At 66.1% G+C, this 23269-nt stretch carries 26 protein-coding genes; 13 read left to right on the forward strand and 13 right to left on the reverse strand.

Annotation, left to right across the window (positions count from 1 at the left end):
* Positions 1–5 precede the first annotated feature (5 nt).
* Genes AC07S4_RS15115 through AC07S4_RS15135 form a run of 5 tightly spaced genes read left to right on the forward strand, consistent with a single transcriptional unit; the run spans position 6 to position 2605 of the window.
* Positions 6–1058: a phage late control D family protein gene (locus AC07S4_RS15115; RefSeq protein WP_494987430.1), complete on the forward strand. Its 1053-nt coding sequence runs from the start codon at positions 6–8 to the stop codon at positions 1056–1058.
* Between the two features lie 14 nt (positions 1059–1072).
* A complete protein-coding gene (locus tag AC07S4_RS15120; RefSeq protein WP_494987431.1) occupies positions 1073–1435 on the forward strand; it encodes a hypothetical protein in 363 nt (120 codons plus the stop codon).
* Positions 1435–1674 carry a hypothetical protein gene (locus tag AC07S4_RS15125; protein ID WP_494987432.1) on the forward strand — a complete coding sequence of 80 codons (240 nt, stop codon included), beginning with the start codon at positions 1435–1437 and terminating at the stop codon, positions 1672–1674. Before AC07S4_RS15120 ends, AC07S4_RS15125 begins: the two co-directional genes overlap by 1 nt.
* A complete protein-coding gene (locus AC07S4_RS15130) occupies positions 1671–2147 on the forward strand; it encodes a hypothetical protein (protein ID WP_494987433.1) in 477 nt (158 codons plus the stop codon). Before AC07S4_RS15125 ends, AC07S4_RS15130 begins: the two co-directional genes overlap by 4 nt.
* The gene (locus tag AC07S4_RS15135; RefSeq protein ID WP_494987434.1) at positions 2144–2605 is read left to right on the forward strand and encodes a lysozyme; all 462 of its coding nucleotides are present in this window, start codon (positions 2144–2146) and stop codon (positions 2603–2605) included. The genes AC07S4_RS15130 and AC07S4_RS15135 overlap by 4 nt, the downstream gene beginning before the upstream one ends.
* A gap of 29 nt (positions 2606–2634) precedes the next feature.
* On the opposite strand, the gene AC07S4_RS15140 is transcribed toward AC07S4_RS15135, so the two are convergent.
* The gene (locus tag AC07S4_RS15140; RefSeq protein WP_494987435.1) at positions 2635–4650 is read right to left on the reverse strand and encodes a methyl-accepting chemotaxis protein; all 2016 of its coding nucleotides are present in this window, start codon (positions 4648–4650) and stop codon (positions 2635–2637) included.
* A gap of 245 nt (positions 4651–4895) precedes the next feature.
* Between AC07S4_RS15140 and AC07S4_RS15145 the strand changes: the two genes are divergently transcribed.
* Entirely contained in the window at positions 4896–5408 is a 513-nt protein-coding gene (locus tag AC07S4_RS15145) for a hypothetical protein (protein WP_494987436.1), read from the forward strand.
* Here the strand turns inward: AC07S4_RS15145 and AC07S4_RS15150 are convergent.
* Positions 5405–6418 carry a zinc-binding alcohol dehydrogenase family protein gene (locus AC07S4_RS15150; protein WP_494987747.1) on the reverse strand — a complete coding sequence of 338 codons (1014 nt, stop codon included), beginning with the start codon at positions 6416–6418 and terminating at the stop codon, positions 5405–5407. The genes AC07S4_RS15145 and AC07S4_RS15150 overlap by 4 nt on opposite strands.
* A gap of 99 nt (positions 6419–6517) precedes the next feature.
* Between AC07S4_RS15150 and AC07S4_RS15155 the strand changes: the two genes are divergently transcribed.
* The gene (locus AC07S4_RS15155; protein ID WP_494987748.1) at positions 6518–7417 is read left to right on the forward strand and encodes a LysR family transcriptional regulator; all 900 of its coding nucleotides are present in this window, start codon (positions 6518–6520) and stop codon (positions 7415–7417) included.
* Between the two features lies 1 nt (position 7418).
* Here the strand turns inward: AC07S4_RS15155 and AC07S4_RS15160 are convergent, their stop codons facing one another.
* Positions 7419–7646: a hypothetical protein gene (locus tag AC07S4_RS15160; RefSeq protein WP_494987437.1), complete on the reverse strand. Its 228-nt coding sequence runs from the start codon at positions 7644–7646 to the stop codon at positions 7419–7421.
* Between the two features lie 140 nt (positions 7647–7786).
* On the opposite strand from AC07S4_RS15160, the gene AC07S4_RS15165 reads away from it, so the two are divergent.
* Genes AC07S4_RS15165 through AC07S4_RS15175 form a run of 3 tightly spaced genes read left to right on the forward strand, consistent with a single transcriptional unit; the run spans position 7787 to position 10290 of the window.
* The gene (locus tag AC07S4_RS15165; protein WP_494987438.1) at positions 7787–8521 is read left to right on the forward strand and encodes a phosphatase PAP2 family protein; all 735 of its coding nucleotides are present in this window, start codon (positions 7787–7789) and stop codon (positions 8519–8521) included.
* A gap of 10 nt (positions 8522–8531) precedes the next feature.
* Positions 8532–9461: a diacylglycerol/lipid kinase family protein gene (locus tag AC07S4_RS15170; RefSeq protein ID WP_494987439.1), complete on the forward strand. Its 930-nt coding sequence runs from the start codon at positions 8532–8534 to the stop codon at positions 9459–9461.
* 10 nt (positions 9462–9471) lie between these two features.
* On the forward strand, positions 9472–10290 hold the full coding sequence (locus AC07S4_RS15175) for a metallophosphoesterase family protein (RefSeq protein ID WP_494987440.1): 819 nt from the start codon (positions 9472–9474) through the stop codon (positions 10288–10290).
* Positions 10291–10519: 229 nt separating this feature from the next.
* Here AC07S4_RS15175 and cls read toward each other — a convergent pair whose 3' ends face one another.
* From cls to AC07S4_RS15190, 3 genes are read right to left on the reverse strand one after another with little or no spacing between them, the layout of a single operon-like run.
* Positions 10520–11917, reverse strand: a complete 1398-nt coding sequence (cls, locus tag AC07S4_RS15180) for a cardiolipin synthase (protein ID WP_494987441.1) — start codon at positions 11915–11917, stop codon at positions 10520–10522.
* Positions 11918–11920: 3 nt separating this feature from the next.
* Complete coding sequence (locus tag AC07S4_RS15185) at positions 11921–13924, reverse strand: site-specific recombinase (RefSeq protein ID WP_494987442.1); 2004 nt, start codon at positions 13922–13924, stop codon at positions 11921–11923.
* 48 nt (positions 13925–13972) lie between these two features.
* A complete protein-coding gene (locus AC07S4_RS15190; protein WP_494987443.1) occupies positions 13973–15283 on the reverse strand; it encodes an acetyl-CoA hydrolase/transferase family protein in 1311 nt (436 codons plus the stop codon).
* A 157-nt stretch (positions 15284–15440) separates the two neighbouring features.
* On the opposite strand from AC07S4_RS15190, the gene AC07S4_RS15195 reads away from it, so the two are divergent.
* A complete protein-coding gene (locus tag AC07S4_RS15195; protein ID WP_494987444.1) occupies positions 15441–16508 on the forward strand; it encodes a porin in 1068 nt (355 codons plus the stop codon).
* Positions 16509–16557: 49 nt separating this feature from the next.
* Complete coding sequence (locus AC07S4_RS15200) at positions 16558–17394, forward strand: branched-chain amino acid aminotransferase (RefSeq protein ID WP_228895834.1); 837 nt, start codon at positions 16558–16560, stop codon at positions 17392–17394.
* An 11-nt stretch (positions 17395–17405) separates the two neighbouring features.
* On the opposite strand, the gene AC07S4_RS15205 is transcribed toward AC07S4_RS15200, so the two are convergent.
* The 4 genes from AC07S4_RS15205 to AC07S4_RS15220 all read right to left on the reverse strand — a co-directional run bounded on the left by AC07S4_RS15205 (position 17406) and on the right by AC07S4_RS15220 (position 19586).
* The gene (locus AC07S4_RS15205) at positions 17406–17945 is read right to left on the reverse strand and encodes a DUF3617 domain-containing protein (RefSeq protein ID WP_494987445.1); all 540 of its coding nucleotides are present in this window, start codon (positions 17943–17945) and stop codon (positions 17406–17408) included.
* 37 nt (positions 17946–17982) lie between these two features.
* The gene (locus AC07S4_RS15210) at positions 17983–18654 is read right to left on the reverse strand and encodes a YiaD family glycine zipper/OmpA-like lipoprotein (protein WP_494987446.1); all 672 of its coding nucleotides are present in this window, start codon (positions 18652–18654) and stop codon (positions 17983–17985) included.
* Positions 18655–18669: 15 nt separating this feature from the next.
* A complete protein-coding gene (locus AC07S4_RS15215; protein WP_161075394.1) occupies positions 18670–18816 on the reverse strand; it encodes a lmo0937 family membrane protein in 147 nt (48 codons plus the stop codon).
* Positions 18817–18914: 98 nt separating this feature from the next.
* Entirely contained in the window at positions 18915–19586 is a 672-nt protein-coding gene (locus AC07S4_RS15220; RefSeq protein ID WP_494987447.1) for a glycine zipper 2TM domain-containing protein, read from the reverse strand.
* 137 nt (positions 19587–19723) lie between these two features.
* Between AC07S4_RS15220 and AC07S4_RS15225 the strand changes: the two genes are divergently transcribed.
* Positions 19724–20467: a Crp/Fnr family transcriptional regulator gene (locus AC07S4_RS15225; protein WP_494987448.1), complete on the forward strand. Its 744-nt coding sequence runs from the start codon at positions 19724–19726 to the stop codon at positions 20465–20467.
* A 13-nt stretch (positions 20468–20480) separates the two neighbouring features.
* On the opposite strand, the gene AC07S4_RS15230 is transcribed toward AC07S4_RS15225, so the two are convergent.
* The 3 genes from AC07S4_RS15230 to AC07S4_RS15240 form a co-directional block, all read right to left on the reverse strand.
* The gene (locus AC07S4_RS15230) at positions 20481–20693 is read right to left on the reverse strand and encodes a YMGG-like glycine zipper-containing protein (protein ID WP_494987449.1); all 213 of its coding nucleotides are present in this window, start codon (positions 20691–20693) and stop codon (positions 20481–20483) included.
* Between the two features lie 27 nt (positions 20694–20720).
* Positions 20721–21032, reverse strand: coding sequence for a BON domain-containing protein (locus tag AC07S4_RS15235; protein WP_494987450.1), 312 nt, complete (start codon positions 21030–21032; stop codon positions 20721–20723).
* 108 nt (positions 21033–21140) lie between these two features.
* Positions 21141–23183: an AsmA family protein gene (locus AC07S4_RS15240; RefSeq protein ID WP_494987451.1), complete on the reverse strand. Its 2043-nt coding sequence runs from the start codon at positions 23181–23183 to the stop codon at positions 21141–21143.
* Positions 23184–23269: the final 86 nt, after the last annotated feature.

Consider the following 23269-nt stretch of genomic DNA (forward strand, 5'->3'; position numbering starts at 1 on the left):
GCGCAATGCAAGCTGAATTCCAGGTTATGGCCAACGACAGCGACATCACGCCCTTGCTGCAGGATCGCTTGATCAGCATCGACGTGACCGATTGCGCCGGGCTCAATACCGATACCTGCGACATCCATATTGACGACCGCGACGGTCTGGTGGCGATTCCGCCGCGTGGCGCCACGCTGACCGTCTCGCTGGGCTGGGTCGGCAGCGGGCTGAACTATCTGGGCACTTTCGTTATTGACGAGGTCGTGCTGGACAGCTCGCCCATGACCTTGAGGATACACGGCAAGGGCGTAGACATGCGTCAGGCCGCCAAAAGCCATCGCTGCCAGGCATACGAGAATACGACACTGGCCGCCATCGTGGCCGAGGTGGCGGGGCGGCATGGTTGGCAGGGGGTATGCCAGGTGGCCGCGTCCATCCGGCGCGCAGACCAGTTGAACGAAAGCGATCTGCATTTCATTACCCGGCTGGCCTTGCACTACGGCGCCACGGCGGCGGTGAAGAATGGCAAGCTGCTGGTCATGCCGCGCGGCGGCGGCAAGCGCGCCAGCGGCGAGGAATTGCCTGCCGTGACGCTGGCGCCTTACATGTTGTCGAGCTACCAGTTCACCTATGCCGACCGCGCCAGCGTGGATGCGGCCAAGGCTATCGCGCACGATCCCAAAACCGGCAAGCAAACCATCGTGGAAGCGGGCAACCGCAGCAAGGCGCCGGGCGGCGGCGCCGTGCATACTGATCGGCGCGTGTACGCCTGCATACCGTCGGCGCAGGCCGCCGCCGCTGCCGCGCTGGAGGCGCTGAACCGCAGCACTGCCAAGGGCATGCTGACGCTGGCTGGCCGTCCGGACATCGGGGCCGAGCGCGAGTTGATCTTGCAGGGCTTTAAGCATGGCGTGGACGGCAGCTATCTGGTGGAACGGGTCACGCACAGCTTCAGCAAGAGCGGCTGGCGGACCACTTTCAGCATCAACGGCGCCAATGGTGGCAAGGCCCAGGTGGGCCACGGTCCAGCACGCAAAGGAGGCAAGGCGCTGGTGGCGCCGCCCGCAACCCATTAAACGAAAGGAAATCTATGGCGGAACCCGCAAGCTCGACTGCGTCGATAGCCATCGCGGCCGGCACCATTACGCTGAGCGGTTCGGTGTTCGGCGTGCAATACGACGCGCTGCTGGCCGGCTTTTTCGGCGGGCTGGTGTCGCTGTCCTATCTGCCGCCGATGTCGGGGCTGAAGATCACCGGCACGGTGGCCGGCTCGGCCTTGCTGGCGGGCTTCTTCGCGCCGGTGATCGCGGCGGCGGCGCTGCACTACTTTCCGTGGCTGCACAGCGTGGGCGATTTCATGCGCCTGGCCGGCGGCGCCGGCCTCGGCATCGCGGCCCAGGTGCTGATCCCGGCCGGCCTGAAACGGCTGCGCTCCTTTGTCGGAGGGCAGTGATGCTGCCGGCTATCCATCTCATCGCAGCCCTGGCGATACTGTGCCAGGGGCTGTTTCACACCATTAACCACATGGGCCGCCACACGCAGCTGGCCGCGCGCCTGGGCTGGCTGCTGCTGACCACGGGCGCGCTGGACATCGTGCTGGCGCCGCTGTTCGGCCGCGTCGCCGCGCCCGGCTATGGCGACGCGCTGCTGCTGGCGTGGCTGGCCTGGTATCTGCAAGGAGAACGACCATGATTATTTCCCTGTTGTCCATGCTGGGCGGCGGCTTGCTGAGGCTGCTGCCCGAGCTGTTCGGCCTGCTCAGCAAGCGCAGCGACAACGCGCATGAGCTGGCCATGCTGGAGCGCCAGTTCCAGCTGGAGCAGACGCGCGCCGCCAGCCGCCAGGCGCTGGCCGAATTCCAGGGCGGCGTGGACGAAACGCTGGCGCTGCTGGAGGCGCAGCGGTCCGCGCTGCAGGGGCAGATGCAGCTGAGCGGCATCCGCTGGGCGGACGCGCTGAATGTGCTGGTGCGGCCGGTGGCAACCTATTACGTGCTGCTGCTGTACGGCATGGCCAAGCTGGCCATGTTCATGGTGGCGCGCGAGGGCGGCATAGGCGGCTGGGAGGCCATCCTGAAAATCTACGACGCCGAGGACCGCGCCATCCTGTCCGGTATCCTGGCGTTCTGGTTCGTGGGCCGCGCCATCCGCGAGCGCGGCAAATGACGGCCGCGCTGTCCGAGCCCGGCGCGCTGGAGCTGGCCCTGGAGCTGATACGCCGCTTCGAGGGCTGCCGGCTGCGCGCCTACCAGGACGTGGCGGGCATCTGGACCATAGGCTGGGGCGAGACGCTGGGCGTGGCGCCGGGCATGGTGTGGAGCCAGCCGCAGGCGGATGCCGAGCTGGCGCGGCGTGTGGCGCAGTTTCTGCTGGGCGTGCTCAAGCGCTGTCCGGCGCTGCATCTGGAGCCGCCGCTGCGCACCGCCGCCTGCGTGTCGCTGGCCTACAATATCGGGCTGGGGGCGTTCGGCGCCAGTTCGGTGTGCCGCAACAGCATGGCGCAGGACTACGCCCGCGCGGCCGACAGCTTCCTGCTGTGGGACAAGGCAGGCGGGCGGCGCGTGGCCGGGCTGGCGCGGCGGCGCGCGGCGGAGCGGGCTTGCTATCTGGCGGCCGGCGCGTAGCAGGGAAGGGCTGCCGCCTTGCCGCGCGCTCAGCCCGCCCGTGCGCTGCGCACCAGCGCGAGCGGCCGCGCCTGCTGGCGGGCCGCTGCGTGCGGCGTGTGCGCCGCTTCGTTCTCCTGAAGGGTAAAGACGGCCACCGCGTCCGACAGCGCGCCGGCCTGCTCGCGCAAGCTTTCCGACGCCGCCGCCGCCTGTTCCACCAGCGCCGCGTTCTGCTGCGTCATCTCGTCGATCTGCGTGATGGCCTGGTTCACCTGCTCGATGCCCGAACTCTGCTCCTGCGCCGCGTGCACGATGTCGGACATGATGGTGGTGATGCGCCGCACACTGTCCACCACCTCGTTCATCGCCTTGCCCGCGTCGGCCGCCAGCACATTGCCGGCATCGACCTTGTGCACACTGTCGTTGATCAGGTCCTTGATTTCCCTGGCGGCGCTGGCGCTGCGCTGGGCCAGGTTGCGCACCTCGCTCGCCACCACGGCGAAGCCGCGCCCTTGCTCGCCCGCGCGCGCCGCTTCCACGGCCGCGTTCAGTGCCAGGATATTGGTCTGGAAGGCGATGCCGTCGATCACGCCGATGATGTCGACGATCTTGCGCGAGCTGGCGTTGATGGCGCCCATGGTCTGCACCACCTGTTCAACCACGTGGCCGCCCTTGCTGGCCACGGCGGTGGCGCTGCTGACCAGCTCGTCGGCCTGGCGCGCGTGGTCCGCGCTCTGGCGCACGGTGGAGGTGATCTGCTCCATGGAGGCGGCGGTTTCCTCCAGGTTGGACGCCTGCGCCTCGGTGCGCGCGGACAGGTCGGAATTGCCGTTGGCAATGTCGCTGGAAGCATGGCCTATCGTGGCGATGCTGCTGCGCACGCTGCCGACGATGCCGACCAGGCTGTCGTTCATCGCCTTCAGCGCATGCATCAGCTGTGCCGTCTCGCTGCGCCCGCCGAGCTTGAAGTGCGCCGTCAGGTCGCCCTGCGCAATGCGCTGCGAGATATGCACCGCGTCTTCCAGCGGTACGCTGACCGAGCGCGCGATCAGGCGCGCCACCAGGCCTGCCAGCACGATCAGGCCCAGCATGGATGCGATCATGATCCAGCGCGTGCTGCGCAGGCCGGCGATGCGTTCGGCCAGCATGGACTCCAGCTCCTTGCTGGCGGCCTGGTTGGCGGTGAACTGCGCGTCGATGGCCTTGGTGGTCTGCGCCACGTAATCGGTGCCGGGATAGGTGAGGGCCTCGGCGCGCACGATCTGCTCGTTGGCCAGTTGCATGGATTTCTGCGCCAGCTCCTGCACGTCCTGCCATTGCGCGCCCAGCTTCGCTTTTACCTCGGGATTGGCGCCCACCGATTTGTTGTAGGCGGTGCCGGTCTGGGTCAGCCTGTCGTTGACGCGCGCCACGATGGCCGCCAGCGCCATCCTGTCCTCCAGCGACGCTTCCTGCTTGGCCAGCAGGCCGGCGCCCTTGGCGCGCATCTTGCCGGTTTCCTCAGTCAGATAGGGCAGCTGGTAGTACATGGCCTGGATCAGCTGGTAGCTGTCCAGCTCGGGATCCAGGCTCAGGCCGAACAGGTCGCCGATCAGGTCGTTTACCACCAGCAGCCGGGGCACCAGCGCCGTGTGCGCTTCATAGCTGGCCGGCGCCGAAATGCTGCGGCCCGCCACCTGCGCGCGCAGCGCGGCCCAGTCGCGCTTGGGCTGTTCCCACGCCTCCTCGATGGCGCGGTTGTGGAAGGTGCGGATGATGGCGTCCATTTTTTCGTAGGCTTCGTCCGCCTCGCGCTGCTTGGCTTCGCGCTTCTCCTGCGCGCCGGCCACGCCGCCCAGCGCAAGCGCGGCCAGGCCGCGGTGCTGCTGGGTGTTCTGGATGACTTTCAGGACGGCGGCGGAGGGCGCCAGGCCGGCGGTCTCGTTCTGCGCCGCAGCCAGCGATTTGCCGGCCTCGTTCAGGTACAGCGCGGTGGGAATACTGGCCAGCAGCAGGGCGATCACGCTGAGGATGATGAACTTCTGCCAAAGTAGTAAGCGGTCGAGCCACGTATGAACGTTCACGATGCATCCCCCAAGGTTCACTACTTTTTTAGAAGCAATTCTTTGAATTTATTCTATGCCTATTTCTTTAGGAAGACGAGCAAGTATTCTTACTGTGTTGCCGGTTTGAGTGGCGGGCAGGCGTCGGCTTCGGCCGCAGTCCTTGCGCTGCATCAAAGCCGATGCCGTACCGTGCCGTAGTGTGCTGGCTATACTGGGGGGACTGGGCGGCGCGCGGTGCGCCGCCGGCTTCGGAGGCTGACATCATGCATCCGCATCCGGTCAACAAAGGCATCTGGGCGATGCTGTCGAAAATCCGCAGGCTGGAGCAGCGGCTGTGCGCGGCGGGCCTGCCGCTGGCGCTGGCGCGCCTGCCGTACTGGCTGCTGGCGCTGCAGTACTACTACACCATGCGGCCCAAGCTGGCGCGCATCGAGCGTGTTGCCCGCCGCATCCGCAGCTGGCACGCGACGGTGCTGGAACTGTGCGCGAAAGAGGAGGCCAGGACCGAGCTGATCGACGTGCGCCAGGCCATGCGCGACGATCTCGAATGCACCAAGCGCACCTTGTGGGACTTGCGCGAGATCTGCATCGACGTGACGCGGATGTTCACCACCGTGGGCTACAGCTCGCGCCGGCTGGCGCGGCTGCAGGAGGAACTGGTCAGGCTGCTGTCGGAGTCCTACGAGTCCGCCACGCAGCTGCAGCGCGCCCTGGCCGAGCACGACGCCGGCGCGCTGGCGCTGCTGCGCCAGATGCAGGACAGCCGGGCCGGTTAAAACCCTTCCAGCACGATCTTGCCCTTGGCGCGGTTGCTCTCGATCAGCGCGTGGGCGCGCTTCAGGTTGGCGGCGTTGATGCTGCCGTAGCGCTCGCCCAGCGTGGTCTTCAGCACGCCGCTGTCCACCAGCTGCGCCACGTCGTTGAGCAGCGCATGCTGCTGCGCCATGTCCGCCGTCTCGAACATCGAGCGGGTGAACATGAATTCCCAGTGCAGCGACACGCTCTTGCGCTTGAGCTTGCTCACGTCCAGCTGGCCCGGATCGTCGATCAGGCCCAGTTTGCCCTGCGGCGCGATCAGCTCAGCGATGGCGGCGAAGTGCTGGTCGGTCTGGTTCAGCGCGGCCACGTAGTTCACCGGCGGCAGGCCCAGGCGTTTGATTTCCTCGTCCAGCGGCTTGCTGTGGTCGATCACGTGGTGCGCGCCCAGTTGCCGCACCCAGTCGGCCGTGTCCGGGCGCGAGGCGGTGGCGATGACGGTCAGCCCGGTCAGCTGGCGCGCCAGCTGCACCAGGATGGAGCCCACGCCGCCCGCCGCGCCGATGACCAGCAGCGATTTGCCGGTCACGCCAGGATCGCGGCTCACCGCCAGGCGCTCGAACAGCAATTCCCACGCGGTGATGGCGGTCAGCGGCAGCGCCGCGGCCTTGCCGAAGTCCAGGGTCTTGGGCTTGTAGCCGGCGATGCGTTCGTCCACCAGGTGCAGCTCGCTATTGGTGCCGGGCCGGGTCAGCGAGCCGGCGTACCAGACTTCATCGCCCGGCTTGAACAGCGTCACATCCGGGCCGACCGCCTTCACCACGCCGGCCGCGTCCCAGCCGATGACTTTCAGCTCGCCGTCCGCCGGCGCCACGTTCTTGCGGATCTTGGTGTCGACCGGGTTGACGGAGACCGCCTTCACTTCGACCAGCAGGTCGCGGCCGCCCGCCTGCGGGTCGGGCAGTTCTACGTCGATCAGCGCTTCGGCGTGGCTGGCGGGATGGGAGGCGCGGTAGGCAACGGCTTTCATGGGGAACTCCTGGGTGATGATGGATGCGAGTATCATCACTTATTTCGCAGGCCCGAAAAAGAGGCCATTCTGTGAAACACTTTCAAAGGAATGAAGATAGTGCTGCGGCTCGATGATTTGACGGTATTCGTGCGCACGGCGGATGCGGGCAGCCTGTCGGCGGCCGCCAGGGCGCTGGAGATTTCGCCGGCGCTGGCGAGCGCGGGCTTGAAGCGCCTGGAAGGCGAGCTGGGGCTGCGCCTGTTCGCGCGCACCACGCGCTCGCTGCGCCTGACGGACGAGGGCGAACGCTACCTGGTGCACGCGCGCGAGGCGCTGCGGCTGCTGAAAGAGGGGCACGACACGCTGATGCAGGCCAAGGACGTACCCGGCGGCACGCTGAAAATCGCCATGCCGTCCGACCTGGGCCGCAACATCCTGCTGTACTGGCTGGATAAATTCCAGGCCCAGTATCCCGCCGTGCATTACCAGATCAGCGTGGGCGACCGCCAGGCCGATATGTACCGGCAGCCGGTCGATATTGCCATCCGCTACGGCAAGCAGGACGATTCCAGCCTGATCGCCATGCCGATTGCGCCGGACAACCGGCGCGTGCTGGTGGCGTCGCCGGACTATATCCGCAAGCACGGCAGGCTGGCGTCGCTGGACGAACTGGCAAGGCATAATTGCCTGTGCTACGCGCTGGACGACGTGATCCACAACAACTGGACTTTTTACCCGCCCGGCAGCAGCGCGCCGCTCACCGTGGCCGTGCGCGGCAACCGCTGCGCCGACGATGCGGACCTGGTGCGGCGCTGGGCCGTGGCGGGCCTGGGCATTGCGTATAAATCAAAAATGGATCTGTCGGAAGACTTGCGCAGCGGCCGCCTGCAAGTGCTGCTGCCCGACATCGTGGGCGAAGCCACGCCGCTGCATCTGGTGTGCATGCACCGCTCGCAAGTGACGCCGACGGTGCTGCAGCTGCGCGACTTCCTGCGCGCCCAGTATGAGCAAATGTAGCTTAGTGCGCCGCCTTGGACAGGATCAGCAGCCAGCGGCGGAACACCAGGATTTCCAGGTGGCCGGCCTGCACGCCGGTGTCGCATTCCAGGATGGGGTTGACGGCGTAGAAGCGCTTGCGGAAGTCGCGGCATACCAGCACTTCACGTTTGCCGAAGCGTACCAGGAAAGACATCGGTGCATATTCCAGGCCAAAACGGGAGCCGAAACCGCTATTCAATGTAGTCATGATTCTTCCTTAGTGTCAGTTGGGTGTCTTGGTTATGATGCAGTGACTACACTTTAGCATAACTACTGTTGAAAAACACAGTACTGTATGAAATATCAGTTTAATTTAATAACTGTTGTATTTTTGGAGAGCCGGGCATTTTGAGCAAGCCAGCAACAAGACTGATGCGCTTCGTGGAGGCGCGCCTGACCCCCGGCGACGAATTCGGCCTGCACCTGACCGCCGGCGCCGCACTGATGATGGCCGCCGTGGCCGTGTTTGCCGAGGTGGCGGAAGACGTGGCCGAGAACGACGGCGTGGCCGCCTTCGACCGGCACGTGTCGGACTGGATGCATGCGCACGCGCAGGAGCCGTACACCAGCCTGATGTGGCTGTTCACGCATCTGCACAGCGTGGCGGGCATGGTGGTGCTGGTGCTGCTGGCCGGCCTGTTCTTCTGGCGCCGCGCGCAGCCGCATGGCCGCTACTGGCTGCTGGCGCTGGTCTTGTCGGTGCCGGGCGGCATGCTGCTGAACGTGGCGCTCAAGCATATCTACCAGCGCGCGCGGCCCGTGTTCGAGGAGCCTATGCTCACGCTGGCCACCTACAGCTTCCCCAGCGGGCACACGGTGGCGGCCACGCTGTTCTGGGGTCTGATGGCGAGCTACGCGGTGATGGCGGGCGGGCGCTGGCGCGTGCGCTGCGCTTTGGCCGGTGCTGCTACGCTGATGGTGCTGCTGACCGGCATCAGCCGCATCTACCTGGGCGCGCACTACCCGAGCGACGTGCTGGCGGCCATGGTGGAGGGCTGCGGCTGGCTGGCGGTCTGCATCACCGGCTGTTCCACCTTGCGGCGCCGCCGCGCGGCGCAGACGGCCCGCCTTCAATCGAGCTGAAAGGAAATCCTTGGCCATACTGCTACCCGTCATCATCAACGCCAGCGCGGGGCTGGGCTATTGCGGCGAGTTCTCGCAGCAGTTGCTGGCCAAGTTTGCCGCGCACGGCTATGTGGCCGACATTACGCTGGCGCAAAGCGGCGAGGAGATGATAGCCGCCGCGCGCGCGGCGGTGGAGTCGGGCGTGCGCATGGTGGTGGCGGGAGGCGGCGACGGCACCATCAATGCCGTGGCCTCGGTGCTGGCGGGCACGGACGTGGCCTACGGCGTACTGCCGCTGGGCACGCTGAACCATTTCGCCAAGGATCTGAAGATACCGCTGGAGCTGGACGCCGCCATCGCCGCCATCGCCACCGGCGGCCATGTGCGGGTGGACGTGGGCGAGGTGAACGGCCGCATTTTCCTGAACAACTCCAGCCTGGGCCTGTATCCGGACATTGTGCGCGACCGCGAAAAGCAGCAGAGCAGGCTGGGGCGCGGCAAGTGGCTGGCCTTCACCTGGGCCGCGCTGGCGGCGCTGCGGCGCTATCCCTTCCTGAACGTGCGCCTGAGCGTGAACGGCGAGGAGCACGCGCGGCGCACACCCTTTGTCTTCATCGGCAACAACGAGTATTTGATGCAGGGCTTGAACATCGGCGCGCGTGAGCGCATCGACGGCGGAAAGCTGAGCCTGTACGTGGCGCAGCGGCCCAGCCGCCTGGGCCTGGTGCGCCTGGCCTGGCACGCGCTGCTCGGCACGCTGGCGGAGCAGCGCGACTTCGACGTGCTGCTGGCCACCGAGCTGGAGATCGACACGCGCAGTGCCCGCAAGGAGGTCAATAAACGCATCCGCGTCGCCACCGACGGCGAGGTGACGGTGATGCAGACGCCGCTGTCCTACCGCATCCGGGCCGGCGCGCTCACCGTGGTGACGCCCAAAATGGCGCCCAAAACCATTTAAGGAGTAGGCCATGCGCACCCTGGTGCATTTGTCCGACCTGCATTTCGGCCGCGTCGACGAGGCGCTGCTGGCGCCGCTGCGGGCGCGCGTGGAAGGACTGAAGCCGGACGTGGTGGTGGTTTCCGGCGACCTGACGCAGCGCGCGCGCAGCGCCCAGTTCAAGGCGGCGCGCGCCTGGCTGGACACGCTGCCGCTGCCGCAGATCGTGGTGCCAGGCAATCACGACATTCCGCTCTACAACGTGGCGGCGCGCTTTTTCTCGCCGCTGGTGAAGTACCGCCGCCATATCACGGCCAACCTGGCGCCGGAATATGTGGATGATGAAATCGCCGTGCTCGGCATGAACACGGCGCGCTCGCTGACCTTCAAGGACGGCCGCGTGAATCGCGAGCAGGTGGCGCGGCTGCGCGAGCGCTTCAGCGCCATGCCGGAGGGGCTGACGCACATCGTCGTCACCCACCACCCTTTCGACCTGCCGGACAGCTTCGACGAGGATGACCTGGTGGACCGCGCGCCCATGGCCATGGAGGCGTTCGCGCGCTGCGGCGTGGACCTGCTGCTGGCCGGCCATCTGCACGCCAGCCACGCGGGCAACAGCGCGCAGCGCTACAAGATCGCCGGCTACGCCGCGCTGGTGGTGCAGGCCGGCACGGCCACGTCCACCCGCAAGCGCGGCGAGGAAAACTCCTTCAACGCCATCCGCGTGGAGGACGGCCAGCTGACGGTGGAGCGCTACAGCTGGATCAGCGCGCTGGCCAGCTTCGAACTGGCCAGCACCGAAGTGTTCCGCCGCAGCGGCGACGTGTGGGAGGCGGCAGGGCAGGCTTAGGCCCGCCGCCTTCACGCGGGACTCGCTGAAGTCTTGGTCCCTGGCGTGGGCGGCGCCATGGCAGGCGCCCGGCGCCGCATCGAGCACGCCCTGGCAGGACGGAATGCCGAAGTCGGTGACCCGCTTGTCGTGCAGGTACTCCGCCAACGGGCATAGCCTGTTCGGCCGCTTCGTTGACCTGGGCTTGCGCCAGTACCAGTGGGGGAAAGCTGAGTGGAGGGCGCTTGGCCTACAGCCAGTAATCCATGAAGCGCGCCGACCATTCCTTCATGCGCATGCTCCAGGGGCGGTGGCGCCACTGGTCCAGCGTCACTTCGTTGGAGTTGCGTAGGTCCTCCTGGAAGGCGCGCTCCATTTCGGCGCCGAAGCTGTCGCTCAGCACGATCACGCTGATCTCGCTGTTGTGCAGGAAGCTGCGCGTGTCCAGGTTGGTCGAGCCCACGGTGGACCAGACGCCGTCGATGACGGCGGTCTTGGCGTGCAGCACGGCCAGCTTGAGCTCGTGGATCTTCACGCCGGCCGCCAGCAGCTCGTCGTACTTGGCGCGTCCGGCGTGCCAGACCAGGCCGCTGTCGGACACGCTGGGCAGCACCAGCCGCACGTCCACGCCGCGCCTGGCCGCGTCGGTCAGCGTCGCCATGGTCTGTTCGTCCGGTACGAAATAGGCCATGGTGATGTGGATGGATTTCTTCGCCTCCTGCATCGCCAGCAGATAGGCCTTGAAAATCTCGAACTTGCCGCCCGGGGCGCTGCCCAGCACGCGCACGATGCGGTCGCCGGCGATCACCGGGGTGGGGAAGTAGTCGGCGTCGCGCAGGTCGTCGCTGTCCTGTTGGGCCCAGGCCTGGATGAACAGCCACTGGAAGGCCGCCACGGCCGGGCCTTCCAGCTTCACATGGGTATCGCGCCAGCCCACTTGCGACTTGTCGGTGGGCGGCGGACTCTTGGAGCGGAAGGGCGAACTCTTGGAATAGGTGTCGCTGATGTTGACGCCGCCGGCGAAGGCCACCTTGCCGTCCACAATGAGCACCTTGCGGTGGTCGCGGTTGTTCACCTTCCAGCCGTTGCCGCGCACCTTGGCCGGGTTGACGGGGTTGAAGGCCACCAGCTTGATGCCGCCGGCGCGCATGCGGTCGAAGAAGGCTTGCGGCACGCTCAGCGTGCCCACGCTGTCGTAGATGATGTTGACGGTCACGCCTTCGGCCTGCTTCTTCAGCAGCAGGTCGGCGAACTGGTTGCCCAGTTCGTCCTGGTCGAAGATATAGGTCTCGAAATTGATGTGGTTCTTGGCGCCGTCGATGGCCTTCAGCATTTCCGTCATGGTGGCGGGGCCGTCGAACAGCAGCTGCACCTTGTTGCCCGCGATCAGCGGCACACCGGTGGCCGCTTCCTCCAGCGCGGCCTGCTGCTGCACGTCCAGCGCGCCCTTGGCCCAGCGCTTCTTGAGCAGCGCCGCGCTGTTGCCGGCGGACAGCTTGCCGTTGGCCGATTCGATGCGTGTCGGGGCGGAAACGGCCGCCTTGGCCCTGGCGTCGTCGGTGACCACGGCCGGCAGCGAAGCGCACGCCACCAGGGACCAGCAGGTCAGTAAAGTAGCCAGCCAGCAGTGCGCGCCTCGGAATGTCATGGTTTATCTCTTGATGGTGGACTCGTCCGGCAATATGGGTGCCGTATCCCTGGCACCAAGGAAGAACTCGACCGGCGCCGTGATGAAACGGCGTCCCAGCGCTTTCAGCAGCGCAAAGCCATGCTTGAAGCGCACCTGCCGCGAGCGCAGCGCCACCCACAGCGCCAGCGCAAAGCTGACCAGCAGGTTGACCGCGCCGATGGCAAGGAATCCCGATACGGACTTCAACACCAGTTGCCAGGTGACATTGTGATCGAGTCCAACAATTGCTGTCGCGAAGTTGGCAGAGGAGAAAGTAACGTGGCGGATGTCGAGCGGCAGGCCCAGCAGGAAACCCAGCGTGCCTATGGTGCCGAGCAGGATGCCGAAGTAGAAATTGCCCATCAGGCCGCCCAGGTTGTTCTCCAGGTAGACGGCCAGGCGGTCCAGGCGCTGCTGGCCGATCAGGCGGCCCAGGCCGCGCCGCTGCGACACGCGCTGCGCAAAGCGCGTGTACAGCGCCTTGTTGTCGTAGTAGCCCGAGATCAGGCCGGCCAGGAACAGGCACACGCCCGCCACCGCCGCGTACAGCAGGGCGGGGCTGCCGATAGGGTCGATATCGTGCAGCAGATGCATGGCCTTGTCCGGCGACACCAGGTGGTGGCCGGTGACGCGCTGCCAGCCGACGGCGATCAGCCAGGCCACGGGAATGGCGGTGGCCAGGTTGCCCAGCACAGCCCACACCTGGGTGCGGAACACCTTGTTGACCAGCTCGGCCATGCTGTCGATGTCCAGGTACTTGCCGTCCCGGCTTTGCAGGCCGGCGGCGATGCGCGAGGCCGTCATGGCGGGCTGCTTGGTCGCCACCGTGAAGTGCAGCAGGTGGATGAACATAAAGCCCAGCGAATAGTTCATGCTGAACAAAAAGGCTTCCACCAGCGGCGCCGCGCGCAGATAGGACATCAGTATCTTGAACAGCGCCATGAAGCCGATCACCACGCCGGCGCCGGCCGAGGACAGGAACATGCCGCCCAGCTGGCTGCGCTTGTCGGCCACATAATGCTCGCCGGTGCGGCTGGCGTTCTCGGTGACGTTGCGCGCCAGCAGGTGGATATTGTCGGCCAGCAGGTCGCGCACGGTGTACTTCTTGTTGTGGGCTTCGATCAGCTCCAGCATCAGGGCCACGCCGGCGGCGCGGCGGGCATCGGCCGAGGCGGCCGAGGTGTCCACCAGGAACAGCAGCTTGCGCAGGCGGTCCACGCTTTGCGTCAGCGTCACCAGCAGGTAGGTCAGCGCGATGCTGGTGCCTTGCAGCAGGGCCTTCTTGCGGATCTTGGCCACCACGTCCTCGCACTGGTCCAGCATCACCAGCAGGTGGCGCGCGTCCTCCACCTCGTCGGCCTCGCCGGCGAGCAGCCGCTGGTAGCCGTCCAGGTAGGCGTTCACCTCGCGGTTCTGTTCGGTGAATGGCGAATCGAAGACTTCGATTTCGGTGTGGAAGTTGGTCAGCTTCGGCTCCAGGCCGATGGCCGCCACGCGGTAGGACAGGGTGCGGATCGCATCCAGCAGGCCGGCCAGCATCACATTGCGCATGCCGGGCACGGCGGTGAAGATGGTGTCGAACAAATCCAGCCAGTCGGCGGCGGGCACGGCGGCGATCCACAGGTGGTCGGTCTGCTCGTGGGCCAGCTGGTCGAGCGCGTCGCTCAGATACTCGTCGCCCAGCGCGGGCGGCAGCAGGCGGTAGGCGATGCGGCGTTTCAGTTCAGTGAAGAAGCCGTCGTTCGACAGCACGCCGATCTCGGTATAAAGGCTCGAATGGCGGCGCTCGCCCAGCAGGCGCACGATGTAGTCGCGCAAGGCCTGGGCGTGGGCCGGATCGGCCTTGAGCAAGCGGGTCAGGGTGCGGACATGGGCGATCGCTTGGGCAGCGTCGGCAGCGCGCCTCGGGCGCAGGGTGTTGAATAGTTGTACCAGCGTATCGATGCCGGTGGTCGCATCGGAGATGCTTTCAAGAATATTAAGCATCCCGACAGTTTACCCTAAATGCTGCAATCGCACATTTTCCCCACCGGTTTAGCACAGGTTGATTTTGGCGGCGGCCTGGCGCAGTTCGGCGCGGAAGTCGGGGTGGGCGATGCTGATGAGTTCGTCGGCGCGCTGGCGGGCGGATTTGCCGCGCAGCTGGGCCACGCCGTACTCCGTCACCACGTAGTTGATGTCGTTCTTGCCGGTGGTGACGTGGGTGCCCGGCGTGAGCGTGGGCACGATGCGCGAGATCGTGCCGTCCTTGGCCGTCGAGGGCAGCACGATGAAGGCTTTGCCGCCGCGCGAGCGGTTGGCCGCGCGCACGAAGTCGACCTGGCCGCCGGTGCCGGAGTAGGGCAGGTGGGCAATGCTCTCGGAACCGCACTGGCCCAGCAGGTCGATCTGCAGGCTGGCGTTGATGGCGATCAGCTTGTCGTTCTGGCCGGCGATGTAGGGGTCGTTGGTGGTGTTGACCGGGTGCATTTCGAGCATGGGGTTGTGGTGCATATAGTCGTACAGGCGCTTGGAGCCGAGCGCGAAGGTGGCCACCATCTTGTTAGGCAGCCAGGTCTTCCTGCGGTTGGTCACCACGCCCGCTTCCACCAGGTTGAGGATGCCGTCGCCTATCATTTCGGTGTGGATGCCGAGGTCGCGCTTATCGGTCAGCTGCATCACCACCGCGTCCGGTATGCCGCCGTAGCCGATCTGCAGGGTGGAGCCGTCTTCTATCATGTCGGCCACGTATTTGCCGATGGCTTCCTGCACCGGGCCGATCTTGGGTAAGCCCACTTCAATGATGGGCTCGCTGCTTTCCACCAGCGCCGCCACCTGCGAAATGTGGACGTGGCACTGGCCGTGCGCGAAGGGCACGTTGGGGTTGACTTCGAGTACCACGGCGCGCGCCTTCTGCACCGCCGCCATGGTGTAGTCGGCCCCCAGGCTGAGCGAGAACCAGCCTTGCTCGTTCATCGGCGAGGCCATGGAGAACACCACGTCGGATGGGATCTGGGCGCGCTCGATCAGGCTGGGCAGTTCGGAGAAATAGGCCGGGATGAAGTCGGCCCAGCCCGCCTGTCCGGCCGCGCGCGAGGCGCCGCCGAAGAACAGGGCGACGTGGCGCACATGCTGCACCGTGTCGCAGTCGAAATAGCCGTATTTGCGCAGCGCCAGGATTTGCGACACTTTCACGTCGCGGAAACGGCGCCGCTGTTCGGACAGCTCGGTCAGCAGCGCGGGCGGCTCGCCGGCGCCGGACGGCACGATGATGAAGTCGCCGTCGCGCACCTGTTCGATGGCGTCGCTGGCGGACATGCGTTTATCGGCGTATTGCCTGGCGTACTGCGATGCTGCGGTGCTCATGGTCTCCTGCCTTTCCAAGTTTTTTGATCGTCGTCTATTTTTCTCTAAACTATACCCTTGTTGATATGATGAATATCAAGTGGACGACAATTGACCGGTTTGAATGTGAGCGCGCGCACAGAATTGCCGCCTTGCGCGGCGTAGTCTGGTTCCTATCATGAAGACCGCTCTCCTTACCGTCGCCCTGATTTCTCCGCTGGCCGCATTTGCGCAGTCGTCGGTGAATATTTATGGGGTGCTCGACGCGGGCGTGGTGGCCGAGCGCGGCTGCGGCACGGCCTGCGCCAGGACCAAGGTCAGCAGCGGCATCGCCAGCGGTTCGCGGCTGGGCGTGTCGGGCAAGGAACAGCTGGGCGGCGACACGGCGGCCGTGTTCACGCTGGAGGCCGGCCTGGGCGCGGACACCGGCCAGTCCGAGGAGGGCCGCCTGTTCGGCCGCCAGGCCTTTGTGGGCCTGCAGAGCGGCTGGGGCGCCATCACGCTGGGCCGCCAGTACAATCTGCAGTACGAAACCCTGATCGACGTGGCGGACCCGTTCCGGGGCGGCATGGCCGGCGCGGCGACCAACCTGGCCGGCTATACCGTCCGGCGCTACGACAACACCGTCAAGTACGCCACGCCGCAGCTGCGCGGCTGGAGCGCCAGCGCCATCTACAGTTTCGGCGAGTCGCCCTACAGCACGCGTTTCAACCGCGCCTACGGCGCCACCATAGGCTATGAGCACGGGCCGTTCACGCTGCGCGTGGCGCACCAGCGCAAGAACAATCTGTCGGACGCGACCGGCGTGGTGCCGGCGGTCGACTATTCCTCGCGCAACACGCTGGTGGCCGCCAATGTCAACCTGCGCTGGGCCACGGTGTATGCGGCCTACGGCGTCAACCGAGGCATCGGCAGCTCGCCGTGGGACGCGTCCAATCCCTACGGCGCGCTGGTGGCGCCCACGCCGTCGAGCAACAGCCACGACATGCTGGCCGGCGTGGCCGTGCCGGTGGGGGCGGCGACTTTCATGGTGTCCTACATCCACAAGAACGACCGCACGCTGGCCAACCAGGACGCGGACCAGATGGCGGCCGGCATGACCTATGCGCTGTCCAGGCGCACCAGCTTGTATGCGGCCTATGCCAAGATCAAGAACAGGAACGGCGCCGGCTATACGGTGGGCAACGCCACCGACCGGGGGCGCGGCAACAGCGGCATCAACGTGGGCTTGCACCACTCCTTCTAGGCGGCTGTGCTACAGTCGAAGACTGTGTACAACAACCGCTTGGAAATCTATGTATCTCACCTATTTCAATGGCAGCTGGAGTGAAGGCAATGCGCCGCTGTTCGGCGCCATGGACCACAGCGTCTGGCTCGGTTCTTCGGTTTTCGACGGCGCGCGCTCGGTGCGCGGCCATATGCCGGACCTGCGTCCGCACCTGGAGCGCGTGGTGCGCTCGTCCACCAGCGTGGGCCTGGTGTGCCCGCTGAGCGTGGATGAGATGGAAAAGCTGGTGCGCGAGGGCGTGGCCAAATTCCCGGCCGACGCCGAGCTGTATATCCGTCCGCTGGTGTTCGGCACCGACGGCCTGCTGATCCCGGTGGCCGAGAAGTCGGCCTTCGCGCTGACGCTGTTCGACGCGCCCATGCCGCCGTTCACGGGCTTCTCGGCCTGCCTGTCCTCGCTGCGCCGCCCGGATGCCGACATGGCGGTGGCCGACGCCAAGGCGTCCGCGCTGTACGCCAATTCCACCAAGGCGCTGCGCCTGGCCAAGGACAAGGGCTACGACAATGCGGTGATGGTGGACAGCCAGGGCCACGTGGCGGAATTCGCCACCGCCAATCTGTTCTTCGTCACGCCCGAAGGCAAGGTGGTGACGCCGGTGCCGAACGGCACTTTCCTGTCCGGCATCACCCGTGCTCGCGTGATCAAGCTGCTGGCCGAGGCGGGCGTGGCGGTGGAGGAGCGTTCGGTCAAGCCCGAGGAGCTGCTGACGGCGGTGGAGATCTTCAACACAGGCAACTACGGCAAGGTTACGCCGTGCGTGCGCTATGAAGGCCGGACGCTGCCCGTGGGGCCGGTGGCCACGCAGGCGCGCGATCTGTATTTCGCCTTCATGGACCAGCACTGATTATTGGCTGACTATTTCTTGCCGGCGCAATCCGGGCTGAGCAGGCGGCCGGTGCTGTCCACCGTCATGCTTTCCTGCTTGCCCTGCATGGCGCCGTTGATGGTCATGCGCATGGTGTAGGCGCTGTCGCCCTGGAAGATCACCTGCCCGCTGCCGCTGGACGGCGGCTTGGTGCAGGTGAAGCTCACATTCATGCCGCCCGCGATGGGCGTGCTGGTGGACTTGCAGTCGCCTTGCTGCCCCGTCGGCAATTCCTTTTTCTCCGCCATTTCCCTGGTCACGCAGTAGGTCAGCTTCATGCCGCCGTCGCCGCTGCTGCTCAGGGCCACGCCTTGCTTGGCCATCATGGCTTCGACCATCTTGCGCTGCTCGGGCGGCAGGCTGGCGAGCTGCTTTTGCGCCTCGGACAAGGCCTGGGCGTTGCCGCCGCTGGCGGACTGGATCTTGTTGGTGATTTCCCACAGGCCGGGCCGTATGGTCTGGGCGGCGGCGGGCAGAATAAAGCCGGCCGCGAGGATGGCGGCCGGCAGGATGTGGCGGGCGTTTGGCATGGCGGCTCCTGTAAGCATAGCCGCCAGCATACTCCAATCAGCCCCGGCTTTGCGGTTCTGCCACGAAGATCTCCACGCGGCGGTTGCGGGCGCGCCCGCTGTCGTCGTTGTTGGAGGCCACCGGTTCGCGCGAGCCTTTGCCTTCCACCACGATGCGGGTGGGCGACACGCCGCGCGCGGCCAGGTAGTCGCGCGCGTTGGCGGCGCGGTCGATCGACAGCGGCTGGTTGATGGCGTCGCTGCCGGTGCTGTCGGTGTGGCCGATGATGCTGACCGTGGCGGCAGGGTTGTCGTTCAGGGTGGCGGCGAAGCGGTCCAGGATGGGGCGGAAGTTGGACTTGATGTCGGCCCGGCCGGTGTCGAAGGAGATATCGCTGGGAATCTCCAGGCGCAGGCGGTTGTCGTCGGTCTTGCTTACCTGGACGCCGGTGCCTTGGGTGGCCTGCTCCATGGCGCGCTTCTGGTTCTCCATGCGGGTGGACCAGATGTTGCCGATGACGGCGCCGGCCGCCGCGCCGATCAGCGCGCCGCCGGCCGTGCGGCCACTGCTGTGGCTGCCGGTGGTGCCGCCGATCAGCGCGCCCAGCGCAGCGCCCGCGCCGGCGCCGGTGGCCGTGCCGCGCTGGGTGGCGGACATGTCGGCGCAGCCGGTGCTGGCGATGGCCAGCGCCAGGGCGCCAGCCAGGGTTTTTTTGCTGAGATGCTGCATGCTGTGTTCCTTATGCTAAATGCCGCGTCCGCTTATCAGGCGCAGCAGGATCATGATGACAGCGACGACCAGCAGAACGTGGATGAAGCCGCCGATGGTGTAGGAAGTCACCAGGCCCAGCAGCCAGAGTATGATCAGTACAACTGCGATGGTATAGAGCATGATAGTAGTCCTCTTGTGTGAATGTTGATGTTGGAAGCTTCAGTATCGGCCTTGCTGGACTGCTTATCTGTACGGTGCCGTACATACAGGAAAATTTCCTAGCCGTGCCGCAGTTCGCCTTTCACCACGCGCACGCGTTCGCCCTGCTGCCAGTTCGGCGCGCTGCGGTGGAAGGTGCGGTAGCTGCCGTCGTCCATGCGAACCTTGATGGTGTAGCTGCGCGTGGCGCGCATATTGCCCTCAACCTGGTTGCCGACCACTGCGCCGCCCACTGCGCCGGCCACGGTGGCCAGCTGGCGGCCGGTGCCGCCGCCGATCTGGTGGCCCAGCAGGCCGCCGACCACGGCGCCCGCGCCGGCGCCCAGGCCGCTGCCCTGGGCGCGCGTATTCACTTCATGCACCGATTCCACCACGCCGCAGCTCTTGCACACTGCCGGCGCCGCGGGTTCGGCCTGCGCCACGCGCTGCGGTTCGGCGGCGGGAGCGTAGCCGCCGCCGCTGTCGGCGCGGTTCGCCGGCGGCGGCACCGGCGTCAGGCTGGAGCCGGGACCGGGGCCGGGATGGTAGCCGGGATAGGACGCCTGGCCCTGGGGCTCGGGCAGCGGCGCGGCGGCCGCCTGGATCGGCATGTCCGCGCGGGGCGAGGGCGTGCTGTTGGAATTGGGCAGCCAGCCCATCAGGGCGGCGACGCCCACGCTGCAGAACAGGATGACGGCGACAGCCGCAGCCAGCAGCAGAGGATGGTTGCTACGCAGGGAGGTGGTGTTCATTTTGTTTTCCTTGACAGTCTGATGCGTGGATTTTCTCCCCGCTGCCCGGCTGGTTCAGTGCGTCAGCGTACATACAGCGCTATTCACAGCCGCTAAGCTGACTTTCACGATAAAGAAACGATAATTATTCCCATCCCATGGACTTGACCTTCGCCACCGCCCATAGCAGCATGCCGCCGCCGGATTTCGGCAACCGGCTGCTGGCCAGCCTGCCCGAAGACGATTTGCTGCACCTCGATTCGCTTTGCGAGCAGGTGCATGTGGACGTCGGGGACGTGCTGTACGAGCCGGGCCAGGCCATCCAGTACATCTACTTCCCCAGCGACAGCCTGATTTCGCTGCTGGCCGTGGCGGAAGGGCGCATGACGCTGGAAGTGGGCTCGGTGGGGCGGGAAGGCATGATAGGCGCGTCGGTGGCGCTGGGCCATCAACTGGCGCAGGTGCGGGCCGTGGTGCAGCGCGCCGGGCACGCCAGCCGCATCCGCGCGGCCGATTTCTGCGCCGAGTTCGGCCGCATGGAGTCGCTGCAGCGCCTGTTGTACCGCTACACCGACACCTTGCTGGCGCAGGCGATCCAGATCGCCGTGTGCAGCCGCTTCCATGTGCTGGAGGCGCGCCTGGCGCGTTCGCTGCTCATTACGCGGGACCGGCTGCAATCGGAGAAATTCCATTTGACGCATGAATTCCTGGCGCACGCGCTGGGCGTGCGGCGCGTCGGCGTGACCAAGGCGGCCAGCGCATTGCAGAACCAGAAGCTGATTACCTACAGTCGGGGCAATATCGAGATACTGGATTCGGCCGGTTTGGAAGCCGTGTCCTGCCGTTGCTACGAAATGGTCAAGGACACGGGGAGTATCGGTATGGCTAACGTGTTTCTGTGACAGCTACTACGAATTAACGCGGCGGCTTGCTGACCTGGTTGCCGATCACGCCGCCCACTGCCGCGCCGCCCACGGCGCCAACCGCGCTGCCGCCGGTCAATACGGAACCGGCCACGCCGCCGACGGCCGCGCCGACCGCCGTGTTCTTATCTTGCTGGGACATGCCAGCGCAAGCACTCAGGGACAGGATGGCGGCAATTGCCGCGAGGTGTTTGATGGTGTTCATGGTGGTTCTCCTTGATGGTTGGGGGGATTACTTGAGACGCATGTCGTTGGTTACGCTTTTCACGCCGTTGATGCTGCGCGCGGCCGCCACTGCCTTGTCGATTTCCTCTTGCGAGGACACGAAGCCGCTCAGCTGCACGGCGCCCTTGTAGGTCTCCACATTGATTTCGGAGGCTTTCAGGTCCGGCTGGTTCACCATGGCGGCTTTGACGTTGGCGGTCAGCACCGTATCGTCGAGATACTCGCCGGTGCTTTCCGAGGTGCTCGTCGATGCGCAGCCCATCGTGGCGGCCAGCATCAGCGCGCCAAGCAGGGCAGGGAGGGATTGCAGAGGTTTCATTGTTGGCTCCTTGTGGTGTGGCGCCTGGAGCGGCGCTTGCTACAGGAACAGCGTAGCCGGTCCGGGCTGATTGTTCTGTACGCCACCACACGCAGGAGCAAAGCTGCCCTATTGTTTCTGCGCGGGCCTGCTTTCCAGCGTCTTGCCCGGCGGCGGCGCCACCGGCTTGACGCGCGCCTGCGCCAGCAGCTTGCCGCATTCGCTGTCCTTGCCGGGGCCGGTGTTGATCAGCGGCAGCAGTGCCGCCGCCGGGGCCGCCACCACGGCCAGCGCCAGCGCGCCGCCGGCCTTCAGGGCCAGCACGCCTTTATCCACGCTCACGTCAGGCTGTTTGAAGGTGCCCGTCACGTACAGCGGCGAGCGCAGCGTGATGACGCGCAGGCCTTTGCTGTCGGGCTTGAGCGTGAGGTTGAGCTGCTCGCTGGCCAGGTTCACGCTGCCGTTCACGTTGATGATGGCGTCGTCGGTGTCGACGATGAACTCGCGCGTCTGCGCCAGGCCTTTGGTGACGGCGAAATCGGCCGCCATGCAATTGAGCTTGACCTGCTTGTCGCCGGACAGCTTGGTCAGCACCACGTTGCCCAGGTTCAGGCCCATCTGCTCCAGCAGCAGCTTGCTGATGCTGCCCTGGTTGATCAGCGCCTTCACTTCGCCGTTGGAGCCGGCCAGCAGGGTGGCCACCGAGTCGCCGGTGGCGCTCAGCGAGGCGTCGCCGTTGATCTCGCCCACGCTGGCCTTCAGGCCGTCCAGGGTGGGGAACAGTTCTTTCAGCTTGAGGTGGCGCGCGGTGGCTTTCAGTTCGGCGCGGATGGCGTTCTTGTCGGTGCGGCCGCTGCCGTCGAGCTTGACGTTCGAGGCCAGCGTGCCGCCGGCCCAGTCGAAATTGAGCGGCGTGAGCGCCAGCACGCCGTCCTTCAGGTGGATGTCGGTCACCAGGTTGGCGATCGGCAGCTGGTGCTCGCGCACGATGCGGTCGGCCTTGAATTTCACGTCGGCGTCGATGCTGGTCCAGCGCTCGGTGCGGAATTTTTCCACCGGCAGCACTTTGCCGCTGGGCTGCACGGCGGGCAGGCCGCGCGCTTCCTTGCTGGCGTTGGAGTCGGCGCCCACCAGCGGGCCGAGGTCGGCGAACTGCAGCAGGCGCGAGTGGACGTTGCCGCTCAGGTAGCCGCGCGGCTGCTTCTGCTGATACTCCATATGGCCGCTGATGTCGCTGGAGCCGACCTTGCCGGTGAACTTGTCGTAGGTGTAGTGGCCGCTGTCCTTGCCCAGGGTGGCGCTCAGGCGGCCCGATGTGGTGAAGGGCGGCGTTTCCGGCAGCACGATGCCAGTCAGCGCGTACAGGCGCGCCATGCTGGGCGCCGACAGGGTCAGCTTCATGTCGAGCGCGGCCAGCGCGGCGGGCTTGGTCAGCGTGCCTTCCACGGCGATGCGGGTGCCGCCCAGGTTGACGTCGGCCGCGATCGGATAGGGCGCGGTCTGCTGCTGCAGCGACAGCACCGCGCCGGCCTTGCCGCCGCCGCTGACGGGCGCGCCGCGCCACTGGCCCTTGAGTTTCCAGGACACGCCGTACAGCGGGTCGGCGTTGATGGTGTCGATCTCGGCGGTGGCGTCGGCCTTGGCCAGCGCGTCCTGGTAGTGCACGGTGCCCTTGGTGAACACCACGCGCTGCAGGTCCAGGCGCCAGGGCGAGGGTTTGTCCTTTTTGTCGAAGGTCCAGTTGTTGCGGCCGTCCTCGCCGCGCTGCAGCAGCACGGCCGGGGTTTCAAAGCGCAGCACCGGAATGGAAATCTCCTTGCCCAGCAGCGCGAAGGGATTCAGCGAGAAGGAGAATTCGCCCACGCTGGCCATCTCGGCCGGCTCCATGCCTGCCGGATTGCCGAGGTGGACGTCGCGCGCCACCAGGTGCGGCCAGGGCAGGTGGTCGCGCCAGCTGCGCTCGCGCTCCGGCACGATCTGCTTTTCCCACGTCAGCGCCAGGTTGCCCTTGATGGCGAAGGGACGGCCTATGGCCTCGCTGGTTTTCTCGCTGAGCCAGGGCCGCGCGCGGTTCCAGTCGTAGTTGAGCAGCACCACCAGCGCCACGGCCGGCACGGCCAGCACGGTGGCGCCGATGGCGAGGGCGATTTTTGTCTTGCGTGGCATGGGCATGATGCGGCCTTTCTTTGTGTTCCGGGTCTATACGCGCAGCCTACACCACGCGCTGCAGCGGCAATGTGCGGCACCGTACTGAATGG

Source organism: Pseudoduganella sp. GW821-FHT05F09, assembly GCF_059419605.1.

What these genes read in the sequence shown, in the direction of transcription:
- AC07S4_RS15220 (WP_494987447.1), bottom strand. Translation starts at nt 19,586, where the DNA reads ATGAACACCACCTCCCTGCGTAGCAACCATCCTCTGCTGCTGGCTGCG.
- AC07S4_RS15150 (WP_494987747.1), bottom strand. Translation starts at nt 6,418, where the DNA reads ATGAAAGCCGTTGCCTACCGCGCCTCCCATCCCGCCAGCCACGCCGAA.
- AC07S4_RS15135 (WP_494987434.1), top strand. Translation starts at nt 2,144, where the DNA reads ATGACGGCCGCGCTGTCCGAGCCCGGCGCGCTGGAGCTGGCCCTGGAG.
- AC07S4_RS15225 (WP_494987448.1), top strand. Translation starts at nt 19,724, where the DNA reads ATGGACTTGACCTTCGCCACCGCCCATAGCAGCATGCCGCCGCCGGAT.
- AC07S4_RS15240 (WP_494987451.1), bottom strand. Translation starts at nt 23,183, where the DNA reads ATGCCCATGCCACGCAAGACAAAAATCGCCCTCGCCATCGGCGCCACC.
- AC07S4_RS15145 (WP_494987436.1), top strand. Translation starts at nt 4,896, where the DNA reads ATGCATCCGCATCCGGTCAACAAAGGCATCTGGGCGATGCTGTCGAAA.
- cls (WP_494987441.1), bottom strand. Translation starts at nt 11,917, where the DNA reads ATGACATTCCGAGGCGCGCACTGCTGGCTGGCTACTTTACTGACCTGC.
- AC07S4_RS15200 (WP_228895834.1), top strand. Translation starts at nt 16,558, where the DNA reads ATGTATCTCACCTATTTCAATGGCAGCTGGAGTGAAGGCAATGCGCCG.
- AC07S4_RS15235 (WP_494987450.1), bottom strand. Translation starts at nt 21,032, where the DNA reads ATGAAACCTCTGCAATCCCTCCCTGCCCTGCTTGGCGCGCTGATGCTG.
- AC07S4_RS15195 (WP_494987444.1), top strand. Translation starts at nt 15,441, where the DNA reads ATGAAGACCGCTCTCCTTACCGTCGCCCTGATTTCTCCGCTGGCCGCA.
- AC07S4_RS15160 (WP_494987437.1), bottom strand. Translation starts at nt 7,646, where the DNA reads ATGACTACATTGAATAGCGGTTTCGGCTCCCGTTTTGGCCTGGAATAT.
- AC07S4_RS15125 (WP_494987432.1), top strand. Translation starts at nt 1,435, where the DNA reads ATGCTGCCGGCTATCCATCTCATCGCAGCCCTGGCGATACTGTGCCAG.
- AC07S4_RS15230 (WP_494987449.1), bottom strand. Translation starts at nt 20,693, where the DNA reads ATGAACACCATCAAACACCTCGCGGCAATTGCCGCCATCCTGTCCCTG.
- AC07S4_RS15210 (WP_494987446.1), bottom strand. Translation starts at nt 18,654, where the DNA reads ATGCAGCATCTCAGCAAAAAAACCCTGGCTGGCGCCCTGGCGCTGGCC.
- AC07S4_RS15130 (WP_494987433.1), top strand. Translation starts at nt 1,671, where the DNA reads ATGATTATTTCCCTGTTGTCCATGCTGGGCGGCGGCTTGCTGAGGCTG.
- AC07S4_RS15190 (WP_494987443.1), bottom strand. Translation starts at nt 15,283, where the DNA reads ATGAGCACCGCAGCATCGCAGTACGCCAGGCAATACGCCGATAAACGC.
- AC07S4_RS15115 (WP_494987430.1), top strand. Translation starts at nt 6, where the DNA reads ATGCAAGCTGAATTCCAGGTTATGGCCAACGACAGCGACATCACGCCC.
- AC07S4_RS15205 (WP_494987445.1), bottom strand. Translation starts at nt 17,945, where the DNA reads ATGCCAAACGCCCGCCACATCCTGCCGGCCGCCATCCTCGCGGCCGGC.
- AC07S4_RS15175 (WP_494987440.1), top strand. Translation starts at nt 9,472, where the DNA reads ATGCGCACCCTGGTGCATTTGTCCGACCTGCATTTCGGCCGCGTCGAC.
- AC07S4_RS15185 (WP_494987442.1), bottom strand. Translation starts at nt 13,924, where the DNA reads ATGCTTAATATTCTTGAAAGCATCTCCGATGCGACCACCGGCATCGAT.
- AC07S4_RS15120 (WP_494987431.1), top strand. Translation starts at nt 1,073, where the DNA reads ATGGCGGAACCCGCAAGCTCGACTGCGTCGATAGCCATCGCGGCCGGC.
- AC07S4_RS15215 (WP_161075394.1), bottom strand. Translation starts at nt 18,816, where the DNA reads ATGCTCTATACCATCGCAGTTGTACTGATCATACTCTGGCTGCTGGGC.